Raw genomic sequence first — 15,796 nt, 5'->3', positions numbered from 1 at the left:
GTTTCCATCAGTTCTTGCTCGGAATGCGGGCAACCATGCGAAGCGATGTGGTAAGTTCCTCCATCTGCAGCCATGGGCGCATCCAGGCAACCGCATTATACGATCCAGGTCTGCCCGCGACTTCTTCCACAGTCACTTTTGCCTCGCGCAACGGATACTTGGCGCGAGATTCCTCGCCTGCAGCATCGTTGGCGTTGACGTAGTTGGAAATCCAGCGGTTAAGCCAGGCTTCGCAATCCGCGGCTTCCATAAAGGAGCCAATCTTGTCACGACCCATCACCTTGAGATAATGGGCGAAACGCGATGTCGCCATCATATAGGGCAGACGCGCGGACACGGCAGCATTGGCGGTTGCTTCAGGACGATCATAGATCTTTGGCTTGTGAGCGGTTTGCGCACCAAAGAAGACGGCGTAGTCCGTATTCTTGTAATGACACAGGGGCAGAAAACCGAGCTTGCCCAACTCTGCATCGCGCCGGTCGGTAATGCCGACTTCGGTCGGGCATTTCAGATCAAGGTCACCGTCGTCACTCGTGAATACGTGCATCGGAAGGTTTTCCACCTTTCCGCCGTTTTCGGCGCCACGAATTGCTGTGCACCAGCCACTCTTGGCGAAAGCGTCCGTGAGGCGGGCACCCATCACATAAGCTGCGTTCATCCAGCAATAATTGTTGTGGGACAGTTCACCATTCTTCGCACCGCCGGTTTCGTCGAACGAAAACTCATCAATCGTGATTGTTTTCGGTCCGTAGGGCAGGCGTGCCAGAACACGCGGCATGGTGAGCGCGACAAAACGCGAGTCATCGCTTTCACGCAATGAACGCCATTTTGTATATTCCTTCGTTTCGAAAATCTTCTCCAGATCACGTGGTCGGGAAAGTTCCCTATAGTCCTCAAAACCGAACATGCGCGGGCCTGCAGCCGAGATGAACGGTGCGAAAGCGGCCGCAGCAATCGAGGAGACACCCTGCAGGAGCTGAAGGTCTTCGAAGGAGTTATCGAACTCATAATCACCGATGAGGGCGCCCATTGGCTCGCCACCGGGGGTGCCGAACTCGTCCTCATAGATGGCCTTGAACATGCGGGACTGGTCGAATTCCACCGCTTTGGCTATGTCCTTGCCCAGTTCACGCTTTGAAGCGTTGAGGACGCGGATCTTGAGATTGGCACTCGTCTCGGAATTCTTCACGAGGTAGTTGAGGCCACGCCAGGCACCTTCGAGTTTGGTGAATGCTTCCGATTGCATGATCTCGGCAAGCTGAAGCGAAATAACGCGGTCAAGCTCGGCAATGGCACTGTTGAGCGTCACAGTCAGATTACGGTCATAGCGAACCGTGCCCTTCAGGGCCTGATCTGTTAATGTGCGTAGCAGATGCTTGGCGCGATCAGGCTCGGTCTGTTTGGTTGCATCAACAACTTTTGCCAGTAGACTTTCCGCAGGAGCCGCCTCGAGAGTGGCTGCACTCTGGCTTCGCGTTTTGGTGCTCATATGTGGGATCCCTGAAATTGCGCCTGAACTCTTCCGTCGGCGCGCTGGAAGTTTGGATCGAAACCCGCGACGGTCAGGCCTTGCCTTCCTTCAACTGTGCCAGTTCCTGCGCCAGTTTGGAAAGGTCGGCCTTGTTCTGCAGCACATCCTCGAGCAGACGCTCCAGGTCCTCCGAGCGGTCCGCCTTGCTTAGCAGATCACGCAATTCGTTACGGGCATCCAGAAGCGCCTTGAGCGCGGGAACCTGCTCAACTACTGCACCCGGCTCGAAGTCCTGCATGCTTTCGAACTTGAGAGATACCGCCAGATCGGAACCGTTATCCTCGATCGTGTTCTTGACGCGAAACTCCAGACCCGGTGTCATCTTGCGCATGACTTCATCAAAATTGTCGCGATCAATCTGCACAAACTTGCGTTCGCCAAAAGGTTTCAGTGGTTCTGTCGGATTGCCCGAAAAGTCACCGAGCACTCCAACCACGAACGGGAGCTCCTTGACGACCATCGCGCCCTCGGTCTCAACTTCATACTTGATATGAACGCGCGGCTTGCGAACCCGGTCCAGTTTTTCATGTACGCTTGCCATCTAACTCTCCTCAATGCTCCAGCCTGAAGGCGACTTATTGTGCCGCGGCCAGTCGTGTCTATCTGAAAAATCTCTATCCACCGTTCTTGTCAACCTTCGGCTGAATGCCGGCTGCGGTCAATACCGAAGCGCGAGTTGACGCGTCAGGAAGCAATTCATTCAAAAGTTCCTGAAAATCCATGCGTCCGCGTCTGACAAGTGTTTCAAGCGCCTGAGCGGTCGGAGAATGCGGTTCTGTACGCCGAAAGAAACGTGCGACGCCAAGCAGAATTTCGAATGCCTCTTCCCTCGACTGAATTGATCCTTGTCTTGGCGGCGCGATGCTGACATCGGTTTTTGCAGGTTCGCCCGCTTCTGCCACATCCTTGGCGCTGCCGGATTCTTCGGCCTGATTTTCGATCCCCGCCATTTCGCGGATTGCCTGGGACGCTTCCTGCAGGACATGCCGAATGTTGGACGATGGCGGAGCGTCCTTGCCGCAGGTTTCATCCAGCATCTCGGTCAGGGCGGAAAAATGCGAGACGCAGCGGTCAATATGAGCCAGTTGGGTTCGCATTTCTGCTCCACCAGCTTCCGATGCCGCCTGATACAGGCTATCGCGTAACGAAGTTTCGCCTGGACGCTGAGCTTTTTGATAATCCCAGAGTCCGAACCTGCCGTAAGTCTCGCCCGGGATCAGTGGTGCCAGACGCAATGACTGGATCAGGACACCTTCCCCTCCCAAGCCGTTCAGTCCAGTCAGGGGCGCAACCTTATCCTCGAGCGGTTCGCGGGCAACAGAATGAAGGTCCGGCCAATGGGTCGTGACGAGTGAAGTAATGAGCTCCAGAGAATCGGCAAGTCCTTCAAATCCCCTGAGGCGAATCTGAGCTTCTGCCAGCCAGCACAGAACTTCCAGATCTTTGGTATGTAGTTCCGTCAGCTGTATAGCAGAAGTATTTACACTGTTCCATAACGGAACAATGCCAATGGGGTCATCTCCCACTGCCGATCGTTCAGTTGTTCGGGCAGAGTTGCGAGCATCCTTAAGTTCATAATAAACAGCCTGCATTTGCGGATCAGGACGAACATCAATTCCACAAGGTTCTGTCTGCGAAACTGGTGCTATAAGCGCGCGGATATCCAAAATGTTTCAACCCGTAACTGGAGCGATGTGGTTGCTCAAATACTTAATTTGTAAGGATAATCAAGCCTTGTCAATCATTTCAGATTTGTGTCAGCATCATGAACCGATTTGTTGTTGAATGTAATAAATTGTGATTGGTTTGTTGCTTCCCATTTCACACAAAGCGGATAGTTGTGGCAAGAGAATTCTACCGACGTAAAATTGTATATGCATGATTATTGGAACGTTTCTAATGTTAATTGACGGGGGACAGAAACACCGATGACGCAGATCGATGTCCACCGTCTTGTGCAGACTCTGGAGCCTCAGCTGCATGGCGGTCTGGAGGCTGCTGCATCGCTGGCGGCCCGTCATGCGCACCCCACCGTAGAGGTCGCGCACTGGTTGCGCGCCCTTTTGGATGACGGGGTCATAACGGACCGGTTTGCCCTTGTCGGCCTTGATGCCGGACGAATTCGCGTCGCTCTGGATGAAGTCATTGCCGATCTGCCACGGCAAGACGGTGCCTCACTTACATTATCGTCCAGTGTGCTGGCGCTCGCTCGTGAAGCATGGCTCGTGGCATCGATGCAGTTTGGCAGGAAAACGATCAGTTTCTGGGATCTTCTCATTGCAGTGAACTCCGACCCGGCACTGCGCATGCTGGTTCGCGGTATCGCTCCTGATTTTCGCAATCTCGACACCGGCCGGTTGGAAGAACTTGCTCAGGCGCAGGAAAAGGCAGACGACGAACCATCAGGAAATCCGTCTCGCAACGCCCCGCGGGATGATGAATTCCTCAAACTTTATACGCATGACCTCACGGAAGATGCCCGCGCGGGGAAAATCGATCCCGTCATTGGGCGTGAGCGCGAGTTGCGTCAGCTGATTGACGTGCTCATGCGCCGACGTCAGAACAATCCGATCCTGGTCGGCGAGGCTGGTGTTGGAAAGACCGCCGTTGCCGAAGCCTTTGCTCTGGCAATCGCAGATGAAAATGTCCCCGAAATGCTTCGGGCTGTGAGGCTCCTGATGCTCGACCTCAGCCTGCTACAGGCAGGTGCAGGAGTAAAGGGTGAGTTCGAGCGACGTCTCCACGGTGTCGTTGATGCTGTTCGTGCCTCGCCCGAGCCGATCATTCTGTTCATTGATGAAGCACATGGTCTGATTGGTGCAGGCGGACAAGCCGGGCAAGGCGATGCAGCCAATATTCTCAAGCCGGCACTGGCTCGTGGCGAGTTGCGAACAATAGCGGCCACGACGTGGAGTGAATATAAGCGCTATTTCGAAAAGGACGCCGCTCTGGCGCGCCGTTTTCAGCCGGTTAAGGTGGACGAGCCAGACGAAGAAACCGCCATACGCATGCTGCGTGGCATTGCGGATGTGTTTCGCAAGCACCATGGTGTTCGTATACGCGAAAGCGCACTGGACGCTGCAGTGAGGCTTTCGGCCCGTTACATCCCGTCACGACAATTGCCTGACAAGGCAATCAGCCTGATCGATACGGCAGCCGCGTCGGTGGCTCTTGCGCGGCAGACTATTCCCGAGGCATTGGGTGCGCTCGGCAATGAGCTGCGTTTGATTGACACGGAAATTCATTGGCTGCGCCAGGAACCCGACTGTGACGTCAACGAATTGCGTCTGAACCAGTTGCGACCGCGCAGGGATGAGCTTCAGGCGGAGATGGAGGCGCTGGAAGAGCGCCACGCCGCTGAGCTGACGCTCATTCGCAAGGCGGACGAGCTTGAGGATAACCTGGCAATCAATGAAGGCGACGGCGATGACGCATACGCGCTCAGCGCTGCGGGCCTGGATAATGTTACCGCATTCCCCGATCGGACCCGGTCAACCAGACAGGTGGCGACGGCCGAACTCGACGCTATTCAGTCGCAGCTGGACGCAATCGTGGAGGAAGAGCCCCTGGTTCCCCGCGTTGTCGATCGTGAGGTCATAGCAGCGGTTGTAGCCCGCTGGACCGGTATTCCGGTCGGCAAACTCCTCTCGGACCAGATACAGGCAGTTAATACTCTTGAAGAGCGGCTCGGCAGACGGGTGATAGGCCAGGACGCTGTTATCAGCCGGGTTGCCGCCGCAATGCGGATTTCACGGGCGGGCCTGTCAGATCCGCGTCGACCGCCGGCTGTATTTCTGTTCGCGGGAATGTCAGGCACTGGCAAGACGGAAACCGCCCTGGCACTCGCTGATATACTTTACGGCAGCAGTCAGTATCTGACGACCATAAATATGTCGGAGTTCAAGGAAGAGCATAAGGTATCCCTGCTACTTGGTTCTCCTCCTGGCTATGTCGGTTACGGAGAGGGAGGCATTCTGACCGAGGCGGTTCGCAGGCGCCCTTATGGCGTCCTGCTGCTGGACGAAATCGACAAGGCCCATCCTGGGGTCCAGGAGATTTTCTATCAGGTATTTGATAAAGGTGCTCTTCGCGATGGCGAGGGACGCGACATCGATTTCAAGAATACGACGATAATCATGACGGCAAACACCGGCTCTGAGCTGCTGTCTGTTCTTGCCGCGGATCCTGACACCATGCCGGAAGGCGAGGCACTCGAGACCATGCTTCTGCCGGAACTGCAAAAGCAGTTCAAGCCGGCGTTTCTTGGGCGCACGACAATTCTGCCGTTCATGCCTTTGAGCACAGAAGCACTTGCCGGCATCGTTCAGATTCAGATCGAGCGCATCCAGGACCGTGTGGGGGCAAGCTATGGTGCGCTGCTGGAGTTATCGAAAACAGCCGTTGAAGCGCTGATTGCGCGGGCAAAATCCAGCGAGATGGGAGCGCGGGCGATCGAAGCAATGATCGCAAGAGATCTCATGCCGGTATTGTCGGCTTTCTTCCTCGATGCACTTATCGACGAGCGTGTCGTGAAAGGTGTCAGCATAGGTTTTGATGGTCAGCTTTTCCAGGTAGGGGAATTGGCTGTCGACAAGGAATCCGCTGTGGCAACGGCGGATAAGCAGGAGCCGGACGGTGACGAATTGGCACCCTCCGCAGGAAATGCCGGAAAGGCGGTAACGCCTTGAGGAATGAAATCAGCACGTTTTAGGAAAACAGGAGATACCATATGCCGATTTACCTGCAGATCGATGGCATCCAGGGCGACGCCACACACGAACAGCATCGCAAATGGATGGATATCGAAGCGCTTCACTGGAACGTTTCGCGCAACATGAACACCTCGGCCGGTTCGGCCGCCAATCGTGAAGCCTCCGAGCCCACGATCTCTGAAGTTATCCTCACCAAGGTGAGCGACTCCTCGTCGACGAAGCTTTTCCAGGAAGCCTGCACTGGCCGTACCGGCAAGCGTGCCGTTGTTCACCTGGTCACCACAGGCAGCCCCGGTGAGACCTATATTGAATACTCGCTGACCAACACGCTGATTTCCAACTATTCGGTCGACACCAGCGGTGATCGCCCGATAGAGACAATCAAGCTCAATTTCACCAAGATGGAAGTCAAGTACACCCCTTACGACGAAAACCAGTCGCCGCAGTCGCCAATGATTGCATCCTACGATCTGGCAACGACGAAGTCGGCTTGACCAATCTCTTTTCCGGAGCTGGTTATGCCAGCTCCGGATCCTCGATCTTTGGCGGAGGATATCATGCGTCCCATGTTATCGGGTCTGGCATTGTGCGTGTTCTTACTCGGTTCACCTGAGCTGGTTCTTGCACAGGAAAGGACCTGGATCCTCAGTGGGGCGGATTTGATTGCTGCACTGAAAGGGGACTTCGCGCCAGAGACCTCTGACAAGGAACTCAAACGATTGCTGTCAACGGCGCGCGCGAGTGCATATGTGTCCGGAGTGGCCGATGTGCTGCAGAACCGCGAATGGTGTGGAGCCGGAGCCATTCTTCCGCATGAAATCAATGACCGCGTATTTACATACCTCAAGGATCTGGCACCTGAGAGACTGGATGAGAACGCTGCTTTGCTGGTCAGCCAGGCTTTATCGAAAGAGTTTCCTTGCCCCGGTAACCCGTCAAAGGACTGATTGAGAGGATCGGATATGAACGTCACGTTCGATGAGCTCTACAGAAACTACTCCAGCAGTGATATGTCCCGCTCCAGTTATGTCGGACAACGCGACCTGTTCACCCAGATAGGTTGGGAGATGTATCTTGGTAACCCGAACTATGAGAATACCTGTGCGCTGCGTGTCAGCCTGGCTTTTCTCGGGGCGGGGCACAAGATCTCGCTCAGGTCGCACAATATTCTGAAGGGGCCCCATAGCGGCAAGGGGGTTCAGGTCAACATGCGCAAGCTGGCTGACTTGCTGGCTACGCCACACTATCTGGGCGCTTATGAGCCATTTACGCCTGAAACCGCGCAACGCGGTATCGGCTCGCGGAAAGGTGTGGTCGCTTTCAACAAGATTCCGGGCTTTAGCGGCGGCGGTCACATTGATCTGGTACTCGGCGCAATCGACGCTGCCCAATGTGCATCTGGTTGTTATTACCGCTCCGAATCGATCTGGTTCTGGCCTTTGCGAGCAGGAACGGTTTCCTGACAGGCAAGAACATCCACATTGGTCGCAATTATTACAAACTGAAGGACAGATAGGACCGCCATGCCAAACTTCTCTACATCATCGGACAGGTTGCAAGTAAGGCCGGTTCAGCAAAACGAGCTGCCGCCGATAAAGCGCATGGGCCGCGGTCCTTCCTTCGATTACCTCTCATACGAAAATGGCCCCCGCCAGATGGCGACGCGCGCCAATGCCGTCGGTGGCGCTGCATCGCTCTTTCGTATGGGGATGGAAGCGCTGAATGAACGGTCGCTTGGCGTCTGGCTACGAAAGTGGCTTCAGAATAATGAAGCCACCATCACCCAGAAGATGCAACAGCACGGTCACGCCGCTTTCGTTCTGCAGGTCAATTACGCAGTCTCCGACAGCTTCGAAACCCGGCAGTTCATGGCCCGCGATATCTATCTTCTGGGTACCGTCCCGTCTACCAAGGATGCCGGTCAGATTCTAACGGCAGAAAAACTTTATGGGCCGAGCGTCGACGCGATTCCAAACCGGGGAACCCGTTTCCAGTACGCTTATCTGGTGGGTGAGTATCGTTAACAGACATAAGGAACGGCAAGCTCAATTTGCCGTAGCTTGAAACAACAGGGTGGTCTGACCGCAATGAATGAACAACGAGACATAGACGAATTTGTTCAGGCGACGCGCGTCTTGCGAATGTCTTCTCCTGTTGGAGAGGACATCCTGCTACCTGAAAGAGTGACCCTTGACGAGGGAGTAAACGCTCTTTTTGAAGTCAATGTCTCCGTTCGTTCGAAACAGGACATCAAACCTTCAGACCTGATCGGAAAACTGGTTGATCTTGAGGTCGAGGTTTCGGGGAACGATGGAGTTTATCGACCGATCAACGGTCTCGTTACAGATATCCAGGTAGGACCGAAAGCATCTCGTGGACTGCGCAGCTATGCATTGACCCTCCGCCCCCAGTTCTGGCTTTTGTCGCAGCGCACAGATCATCGCATCTGGCTTGATCAGACTGCTACAGAAGTACTTGAAAAACTGTTGAACGAACACGGATTGCCGGGTCCCGACCTGTCAGGCGTTGTGGGGTCTCTTCCGAAGCTGCACTATAGCGTCCAGCATGGTGAAAGCGATCTTTCCTACGTTGTGCGCCGTATGGAGGAGGTTGGCCTGTTCTGGTGGTTTGCCCACGATAAGGGCCAGCACAAGCTTCATGTGGCCAATCACGCTTCAGGCTGGCTTGAACCTTCGGCGTCCGCGGGTGGTGAAAGCCGGGTCCGTCTGGCGCTGGGTAGCACAGATCGTAACCATATCAACAGCTGGCAGCAACACTTCACCTATGTTCCTGGCGCGCGCGCTGGTGCTGACTGGAATTTTGAAACACCCAGAACAGATGTTCGGGCGGCTACGCCCTCGCTCGTCTCGCTGACTGATAATGCCAGGCGCGAGATATTTGAGTATCCCTCTCGCACAGCAACGGTGGAAGAAGCAGAGCTTGCCGGTAAGCTGCGTATGCAGGCCAGCGAAGCTGATCACGAAACCATCCAGGCTGCCTCCAATATCCGTTTCCTGGAGGCCGGACGGCGATTCCAGCCATATGATGTGGTAAATCCGGACGCCTCCTATGAGGAGCATGTTATCACGCGCATTCGTCATCAGATCGTGGATACGACCTATGAAACAGCTGACGGGATGCTTGAATACCAGAATGCTTTTGAAGCGGTTCCCTCACGCGTACCGTTGACGCCACACCGAAATGCACGCCGCCCCAAGGTCGAAGGTAACCAGATCGCGATCGTGGCAGGCCCCCCCGGTGAAGAGATCCATACAGACAAATACGGACGCATCAAACTTGCTTTTCCCTGGGACAGACGCGCCAAAAGAGACGGGTCTGATACCTGCTGGGTTCGTGTCAGTCAGGTCTGGGGTGGCGGAACATGGGGTGCCCAGGTTATTCCGCGCATCGGCATGGAAGTTCTCGTATCGTACATCGATGGCGATCCCGACCGGCCACTCGTTGTCGGTGTCGTGCCCAATCCCGATAATATGCCCGCCTATGATCTGCCCGCCAATAAAACCCGCATGGTACTTCGGTCCAATACGCACAAGGGGCAGGGCTTCAACGAGATTACCTTTGAAGACGAAGCAGGCAAGGAGAACCAGTTCTTTCATGCCCAGAAAGACCGCACCGAACGTGTTCTCAATGACCGCACCAAACGGATTGATCGCCATGAGGTGGCATCGGTTGGAGGTAATCGCACGGTTGAGGTGAGCGGTAACCAGAAACATGAAATCGGCGGATCTGTGAACACTGTGATCGGTGGAACCGGGCCGATGGCAACTTTGGCAATGGCGGGTGTTCAGGCCCTTTCTGGTCAGACAGCAGGACTTTTCTCACAGGCTGCACAGATTGCAGGTGGGAGCGGACCGGGTGTGGCCGCCTTTGCGACGACTCTGGCTTCATCGGCTCTCGGCTTTCTGGGTGCAGGCGGTCTCTCGGCCCGCGAAGGGGTTGTGTCCGGCCCTAACCCGCGAGCTGATGCCGGCACAAGTCTGGCCGGTTCTGGCACTGGTGTCGGGGAGGCTGCGTCCAGTCTCTTCCCGTTATCCGGTATAGAGAACACGATTATCAGCCTCTTCAAATCCACTTCAATCGGCGTCGGTCAGGCCGAACAGATTGGTGTAAGTAAAGTAACGAATGTCGGATCAGCCTATATGGTTCGTGTCGGTCAGGAAATGCGGACTGATGTTGGAAAGAAAATCGATGTCGAGGTTGGCGAATTATACAATCTCGTAACACACGATAAATTCCATGGAGAAGCCAAGACATGGGAGGTTTTTGTTGATGATACAATTCGGTTATCCGCCCCCGGTGGATATATTGAGATAAACAAAAAAGGCATCAAACTTTATGCATTGAAAATAGATATTGAGGGTAATCGCATTAATTTCAAGAAAGGGGGGCCGGGAAAGGGCGCCTCCTGCCTCAAGAAGATGTCCCAATCACAGACACCGTTTGTGAGGCTCTAGCAGAGCCATGGAAACACCTGTGCTTGATCTTGCAGGAAATGATCAACTGGCTGATGTACAGCACGAAGTTCTTTCCAGGATCCACCGCCCACTTTTTGCTGTCGTGGACGGTGGGTGTTTTGATGATCTGGCAGACGAACTTGCAGACAAGGGCATAGCGAGCAGGTCTTTGTTTCGAGACGGTGGTGACGAGGCTCTGCGTCGGGATGGCCCATGGCTTGTACAACTGGTGGATGACCATTCGCGGGAACATATGGAGGCGCTGGCACTTGAACGGCCCTGCACGGTGTTTTGGTCATGTCCTAAAGGCGAGGAGGCATTGTGGCGGCATCTGCGAACCCTGAACCAAATTCTGATTCCAGATACCCGCATTCCTGACAATAACGAAAAATCTGGCCTTCCGATTAAATACGAGCGGGTGATCTTTCGTCATTGGGACCCGAATGTGTTGGCAAGCGTATTGCCGTTGCTGGATCAGCAGCAACTGGCCTGCTTATTCGGCCCAGCTGAAGTTATTCTGATGAATGGGTCCAATTATGACGGTCTCAAGCGGGCAATAAGACCCCCGGAGCTTCCGGGTGGTCTGAATGGTCCTTTGCGTATAAGGCCATCTCAGATTGAGGAGCTTAAAAAAGCAATGCTCCATTCATCAAGAATACGCATAGCCAGGTTTTTGAAAGGCCAGGTCCCACCAAATTTTTCGGGTATCGATGACAAGTTTTTGTGGGGCGCCACATTAGCAAGCGAAAGCAGTGCGGATGAGCTCGGCATAAAGACTGAGCGTGGCAGAGCCAGATGGGCTTACGTAATGATGTTGTCGGATGGCAAAGCAGCAAAGTTAAAGGAAGTTCGGAGTTATATTCAAGACGGTCGAGACAGTCCTGATAATCGTGTCAAATCGCTGATACAGCATACCGCCAATGCGATCCGGACTGGGGGCCTAGCCAATGGAGCGTTGGCATGAGCGCTGCTGCTGGAACTGCTGGTGAGATTGGGGGGCGGGTCGCCGGGGGTGTTCTCGGTGGAGCAATCGGTGGCATATTCGGCGGCCCTATCGGTGCCTGGATTGGGCGGGCAATTGGCTCCCGTGTAGGTGGTATGGCGGGTCGTGCGGCTGCATCTGCGGTCGCGGATTATATGGAAGATGCGAACGCACAAGCCGAAGAAGAGACACAAGATAAAGAAGCGGCCGTCCCCTGTGAAGATTGCGGGGAAATCGACTGTTTCAATCCACCGCCGGAATCGACACCTGATGAAATAGAAGAGTTCAAGCGTCAGCTCAAGGAACAGCAGGACGCAATTAATGACATTCCGTCTGACCAACTGGTCCAGAATATGGAGAATTACGAGAAGCTTGGTCGCGGTGCCAAGGATGCAGCGGATCGAGCACGGGCACGCGATAACTGGATCAAGAATAAAGCACGTAAACTTCTCAATGAGGATCCTCGTATGTCGGCGCAAGCAGCGCAAAATGCGGCAAAGAATGAGCTGAAAACGATGGACGTCATTCACACGCCGGATCTCTCTGCCGGCGGGTCCGGGCGGATATCGACGGAGAATGGCGGGATGGGTCCGCGATCAGCTAACAGGTCAATCGGTTCACAATGGTCAAAGGCGGGAAGTAACCCAGATGGAAAGACCCGGCTGGAACAACTCAAGGAACATGCCCAGAAAGCCAAAGAAAAGGGCGAACGTTCCAATGCTGAGTTGAAAATCTGCGACGAGGGGGGATCGACTAAGCCTAATAGCCAGCCGGAAGGTTCAAGTGGTTCGGGCCAGGGGCAGGCTGGTCCCAGCGATGTTCCGATGTCATAATACTGTATTACGTATTTTCAATACCGAATGGAGACCCGATGAAGGATTATCAGGTAAGGCTTGCATCAATCGTCGAGGACTTCGGTGCGCCGCAGGGTGCAGATGGTCCCATTGATGTGGAGCGCTACCGAGGCAAAGTGCCAGATGCAATGATCGAGTTTTGGCAGCAAAATGGGACCGGGATCATATTGAACGGATATTTTCAATTTTGCGATCCCGATAAATATGCCTCGATTATGAAATTTGTCTTCGACGGTGATCCCGACATCGAAGCGGAGAAAACTCACGTTCTTGGTTTTGGTGCGTTTGGAACGATCTTCGCGTGGAATGAGGTTTATCAGAACGTTGATATCGATCTCGTGGGCGGGAAAGTTTCATGCCAGGCGTTGATCGATGGGGAGACCTATAACCCGAATATCGCCGTTACCAGCAGCTTGATGCTGCTCGATGGTTCGACGTTCGATGAGTATGATTCAAACGCCAAAAAGCTTTTCAAGCCGGCACGCTCAAAACTTGGGAAGCTCGGTGTGGGACAAATTTACGGTTTCAGGCCTATTGTGGCGCTTGGCGGGAACCGGACCCTGGACAGTCTGACGATTTACGACGCGCTGCCGCATATGGCGATTATGGCTCAGGCACATCGACTGGAATTGATGGACAACGACCCGTTCCCGCCGCAACCAGTACGGGTGATCGGAGGCTAAGTGACAACAAAGCCAGCTTGACGGGAATCGTTGTAATTCCCGGCTTATAGAAACAGTCGAATCTTGGAGCTTTGCAGAGCCTGGACATCTCTCGCCGTCAAACATGAAACGCTGACCCGTGCGCTTGCGTAGGAGAAAATTCGACACGAGATAAAATTGCCTGCATACTGAGTTCGACTGCAGAACGTCCCGGAAAGACCAAGCTGGATCTTGTCAGGACTACAGGACGCTTGAGGAGAAAAAAATGAGTCGCCCCGTCACACTTCGCGGCCAGATGCATGTTTGTCCTATGTGCGATCCGGGCCCCAAACCTCACATCGGTGGACCGGTTCAAACTACCAGTCAGAATTTCGTCACTGTGAATGGCGTTCCCATCGCTACGGTCGGGGACAGGTGCCTTTGTAGCGGTGTCCCCACAACTGCTGCAATCACTGGCGGCTCGTCAGTGGCCAAAATAAATGGCCGTGAAGTAGCTCGCGCCGGTGATGCCTGTGAGCACGGCGGTCGACTCGTGCAGGGCGAAAGCTGGCTGACATTTGAATAGAAAGCCTCAAGGCTTGTCTGTTCGAGCTCCGTATACCATTCCCAAGATAACCAGGCCATGGAAACATCGATGTTTGAACCTGCAGATAACGATGGCACAAGGCATGTGCTACATGAAGTGCTTGCTGAACTGCCTACCCCGCGTTTCGCAGTTTTTGACGGATCATACTTCGACGATCTGGAAGACGAGTTTGCGGATGAGCACATAGCGAGCCGATCGTTGTTTCGAAGTGGTGGAGATGAGGAGCTGCGCCGGGACGGTCCGTGGCTCGTGGAACTGGCGAACAGGCGAACGGAGGCACATGTCGAAGCTTTGGCAACGAAAGCCCCCTGTGCCGTATTCTGGTCGTGTTCGGCCGGCGATGAAGTGTTGTGGCGGCACCTTCGAAGCATAAACTATATCCTTGTCCCGGAAGATCGGGCTGCTGGCAGTGCTGGAAAGTCGCCTCAACCTGTAAAATACGAAAGGGTTATGTTTCGTCACTGGGATCCGAATATTCTGGGCCCTATCTTATCGATCTTAACCGCCGGCCAGTTCGCACGCTTGATGGGTCCCGCAGATGCTATCGTAATGAATGCAACCGATTATGGTGGACTCAAGCGCTGCATGAGGCCCGGGAATATGCATGAGCCAACAAGGGGGGCGCTGAGAATGAATCCTGAGCAGATTCGCGAGCTGGTTGCCATCAGAGTTAAAAGCTCTGCGCTGCGGATAACCCGCTTCATACGTCAAACAAGCGCCGGTCAGATTGATCAAATGACGGATCAGGAACTCACCGAAGAAGTGACGAAGCGAATGAACGTCGCGGCGACACTGGGCATTAACGAAGAGCGCGCTCAGAAGCGATTTTGCTGGTTAATGTTGAACAGTAATGATCGGTTTCTCCACCAGGCCGGCGTTAAAGACTATTTGGCTTCTGGAGCGGGATCGGCTAACTCGCGTATTCATTTGTTATCGGAAGCCATGGCGGAAGCTGCAGCAAAAGGGGTTCGGTAATGGCTGGCGAAGCTGTCCTCGGTCGCGCGCTCTTGGGGGCAGGTGCACGTGCAGCCGCCAGGGGGCCGCTTGCGGCTCTTGGTCCTTTGGGCTGGGTAGCAATCGGTGCACTGACACTTTATGATGGCTATCAGCTTTACAACGCAATGTCGGAGAGCGCTGAAGCGGAGCCCAAGCCTGACAAGAAGCCTGAAGAATGTACAGAAGGTTGCGAAAAGCCGCTCCCGGACAATCCAGATGATCTTTTGGAGGACGGGTGGGAGGAAACAAGCCATCCCAAGGCCAAGGAGGCGGGACGGCGTACATTCCGTAACCCCAAAACTGGAGAAGAACTGGTATTTGACAAAGGGAAACCCGGACAACCCGGATGGGAAGGCCAGGACCATTATCACCGTCCAAACCCAGACAGCACGAGCCGTCACGATGAGTACCTGGACCTAAATGGCGACCCCGTTCGTCGGGGATCTGGGCCTTCTCATATACCACCTGGTTCAACATTGGGCTCCGGAGGAGCCGGATCATGACAAAAATTTTCAATGCAAGTGAAATTACCTCGCAGTATAGGCTCGTTGACCGTGAGATCAGTGGCGTCAATATAGGGGATGGGAAAGTAACCATATGGTTTAATCTTTTTCATGTTGATGATCCCCATAGAAATGATGAAAATATGGATTACCCTCTTTCAATAGAAGTAAAACAGAAGGAATTTAGCGTAATAGAAGGCGATATAAATGATCTCGAGAAGGATTTCTCGGGAGAGATATTATCTACAGTTGTTGATGGAAAAAAACTTAGAATTCTTGCGGATTGTAGGTTTTATAGCGATAGAAGTAGTCATGTGATCGAAATGGAACTTGACGGGGATGTTTCGGTGAATGAAATGCCGCCGAAAGATATCACGTAAATTAATTCTTATATTGTTTCGGACCTTTTCCGGGCAGAAACTGGATTCTCGATGTCTCTTGCCAGCTTGCGGCATCGAGCCAGTGACACGATACATCAGGATATTAACATTTGCG

Annotated in this window: 16 protein-coding genes; 13 read left to right on the top strand and 3 right to left on the bottom strand. The window is 53.9% G+C overall.

Annotation, left to right across the window (positions count from 1 at the left end):
* Positions 1-7 precede the first annotated feature (7 nt).
* The 3 genes from tssC to tssA form a co-directional block, all read right to left on the bottom strand.
* A complete protein-coding gene (gene tssC, locus AAE521_RS13685; RefSeq protein WP_342061584.1) occupies positions 8-1,489 on the bottom strand; it encodes a type VI secretion system contractile sheath large subunit in 1,482 nt (493 codons plus the stop codon).
* Positions 1,490-1,562: 73 nt separating this feature from the next.
* Positions 1,563-2,072, bottom strand: coding sequence for a type VI secretion system contractile sheath small subunit (tssB, locus tag AAE521_RS13680; RefSeq protein WP_071633315.1), 510 nt, complete (start codon positions 2,070-2,072; stop codon positions 1,563-1,565).
* A gap of 73 nt (positions 2,073-2,145) precedes the next feature.
* Entirely contained in the window at positions 2,146-3,198 is a 1,053-nt protein-coding gene (gene tssA, locus AAE521_RS13675) for a type VI secretion system protein TssA (protein ID WP_342061583.1), read from the bottom strand.
* Positions 3,199-3,459: 261 nt separating this feature from the next.
* Here tssA and tssH point away from each other — a divergent pair, with 261 nt between their 5' ends.
* The 13 genes from tssH to AAE521_RS13610 all read left to right on the top strand — a co-directional run bounded on the left by tssH (position 3,460) and on the right by AAE521_RS13610 (position 15,681).
* Complete coding sequence (gene tssH, locus AAE521_RS13670; RefSeq protein WP_071633313.1) at positions 3,460-6,219, top strand: type VI secretion system ATPase TssH; 2,760 nt, start codon at positions 3,460-3,462, stop codon at positions 6,217-6,219.
* 41 nt (positions 6,220-6,260) lie between these two features.
* Positions 6,261-6,737, top strand: coding sequence for an Hcp family type VI secretion system effector (locus AAE521_RS13665; protein WP_071633312.1), 477 nt, complete (start codon positions 6,261-6,263; stop codon positions 6,735-6,737).
* Between the two features lie 63 nt (positions 6,738-6,800).
* Entirely contained in the window at positions 6,801-7,190 is a 390-nt protein-coding gene (locus AAE521_RS13660) for a Rap1a/Tai family immunity protein (RefSeq protein ID WP_071633311.1), read from the top strand.
* A gap of 15 nt (positions 7,191-7,205) precedes the next feature.
* Positions 7,206-7,706, top strand: coding sequence for a T6SS effector amidase Tae4 family protein (locus tag AAE521_RS13655; protein WP_071633310.1), 501 nt, complete (start codon positions 7,206-7,208; stop codon positions 7,704-7,706).
* Between the two features lie 138 nt (positions 7,707-7,844).
* Positions 7,845-8,267, top strand: coding sequence for a hypothetical protein (locus AAE521_RS13650; protein WP_071633309.1), 423 nt, complete (start codon positions 7,845-7,847; stop codon positions 8,265-8,267).
* A 63-nt stretch (positions 8,268-8,330) separates the two neighbouring features.
* Positions 8,331-10,718 carry a type VI secretion system Vgr family protein gene (locus AAE521_RS13645; protein WP_071633308.1) on the top strand — a complete coding sequence of 796 codons (2,388 nt, stop codon included), beginning with the start codon at positions 8,331-8,333 and terminating at the stop codon, positions 10,716-10,718.
* A gap of 19 nt (positions 10,719-10,737) precedes the next feature.
* Positions 10,738-11,682 (top strand): DUF4123 domain-containing protein, encoded by a 945-nt coding sequence (locus AAE521_RS13640; RefSeq protein ID WP_235817702.1) that lies wholly within the window; start codon positions 10,738-10,740, stop codon positions 11,680-11,682.
* Positions 11,679-12,533: a polymorphic toxin type 15 domain-containing protein gene (locus tag AAE521_RS13635; protein ID WP_084094363.1), complete on the top strand. Its 855-nt coding sequence runs from the start codon at positions 11,679-11,681 to the stop codon at positions 12,531-12,533. Before AAE521_RS13640 ends, AAE521_RS13635 begins: the two co-directional genes overlap by 4 nt.
* A gap of 38 nt (positions 12,534-12,571) precedes the next feature.
* A complete protein-coding gene (locus AAE521_RS13630; protein WP_071633306.1) occupies positions 12,572-13,237 on the top strand; it encodes a GAD-like domain-containing protein in 666 nt (221 codons plus the stop codon).
* Positions 13,238-13,481: 244 nt separating this feature from the next.
* Entirely contained in the window at positions 13,482-13,781 is a 300-nt protein-coding gene (locus tag AAE521_RS13625; RefSeq protein ID WP_071633305.1) for a PAAR domain-containing protein, read from the top strand.
* Between the two features lie 69 nt (positions 13,782-13,850).
* The gene (locus AAE521_RS13620; RefSeq protein WP_071633304.1) at positions 13,851-14,777 is read left to right on the top strand and encodes a DUF4123 domain-containing protein; all 927 of its coding nucleotides are present in this window, start codon (positions 13,851-13,853) and stop codon (positions 14,775-14,777) included.
* Positions 14,777-15,301, top strand: coding sequence for a hypothetical protein (locus tag AAE521_RS13615; protein ID WP_071633303.1), 525 nt, complete (start codon positions 14,777-14,779; stop codon positions 15,299-15,301). The genes AAE521_RS13620 and AAE521_RS13615 overlap by 1 nt, the downstream gene beginning before the upstream one ends.
* Complete coding sequence (locus tag AAE521_RS13610) at positions 15,298-15,681, top strand: hypothetical protein (RefSeq protein WP_071633302.1); 384 nt, start codon at positions 15,298-15,300, stop codon at positions 15,679-15,681. The genes AAE521_RS13615 and AAE521_RS13610 overlap by 4 nt, the downstream gene beginning before the upstream one ends.
* Positions 15,682-15,796: the final 115 nt, after the last annotated feature.

It is taken from the genome of Brucella cytisi, from assembly GCF_038433355.1.
GTDB classification, from domain to species: domain Bacteria; phylum Pseudomonadota; class Alphaproteobacteria; order Rhizobiales; family Rhizobiaceae; genus Brucella; species Brucella cytisi.
Note: the sequence above shows the minus strand (reverse complement) of the source record. Positions and strands in the feature narration are given on the sequence as shown.

Bases quoted from the DNA above. Each gene is read 5' to 3' on its own strand.
- tssC (WP_342061584.1), bottom strand. From the start codon at position 1,489: ATGAGCACCAAAACGCGAAGCCAGAGTGCAGCCACTCTCGAGGCGGCT.
- AAE521_RS13630 (WP_071633306.1), top strand. From the start codon at position 12,572: ATGAAGGATTATCAGGTAAGGCTTGCATCAATCGTCGAGGACTTCGGT.
- AAE521_RS13660 (WP_071633311.1), top strand. From the start codon at position 6,801: ATGCGTCCCATGTTATCGGGTCTGGCATTGTGCGTGTTCTTACTCGGT.
- tssB (WP_071633315.1), bottom strand. From the start codon at position 2,072: ATGGCAAGCGTACATGAAAAACTGGACCGGGTTCGCAAGCCGCGCGTT.
- AAE521_RS13625 (WP_071633305.1), top strand. From the start codon at position 13,482: ATGAGTCGCCCCGTCACACTTCGCGGCCAGATGCATGTTTGTCCTATG.
- AAE521_RS13610 (WP_071633302.1), top strand. From the start codon at position 15,298: ATGACAAAAATTTTCAATGCAAGTGAAATTACCTCGCAGTATAGGCTC.
- AAE521_RS13665 (WP_071633312.1), top strand. From the start codon at position 6,261: ATGCCGATTTACCTGCAGATCGATGGCATCCAGGGCGACGCCACACAC.
- AAE521_RS13620 (WP_071633304.1), top strand. From the start codon at position 13,851: ATGTTTGAACCTGCAGATAACGATGGCACAAGGCATGTGCTACATGAA.
- AAE521_RS13645 (WP_071633308.1), top strand. From the start codon at position 8,331: ATGAATGAACAACGAGACATAGACGAATTTGTTCAGGCGACGCGCGTC.
- tssH (WP_071633313.1), top strand. From the start codon at position 3,460: ATGACGCAGATCGATGTCCACCGTCTTGTGCAGACTCTGGAGCCTCAG.
- AAE521_RS13615 (WP_071633303.1), top strand. From the start codon at position 14,777: ATGGCTGGCGAAGCTGTCCTCGGTCGCGCGCTCTTGGGGGCAGGTGCA.
- AAE521_RS13655 (WP_071633310.1), top strand. From the start codon at position 7,206: ATGAACGTCACGTTCGATGAGCTCTACAGAAACTACTCCAGCAGTGAT.
- AAE521_RS13635 (WP_084094363.1), top strand. From the start codon at position 11,679: ATGAGCGCTGCTGCTGGAACTGCTGGTGAGATTGGGGGGCGGGTCGCC.
- AAE521_RS13650 (WP_071633309.1), top strand. From the start codon at position 7,845: ATGGGCCGCGGTCCTTCCTTCGATTACCTCTCATACGAAAATGGCCCC.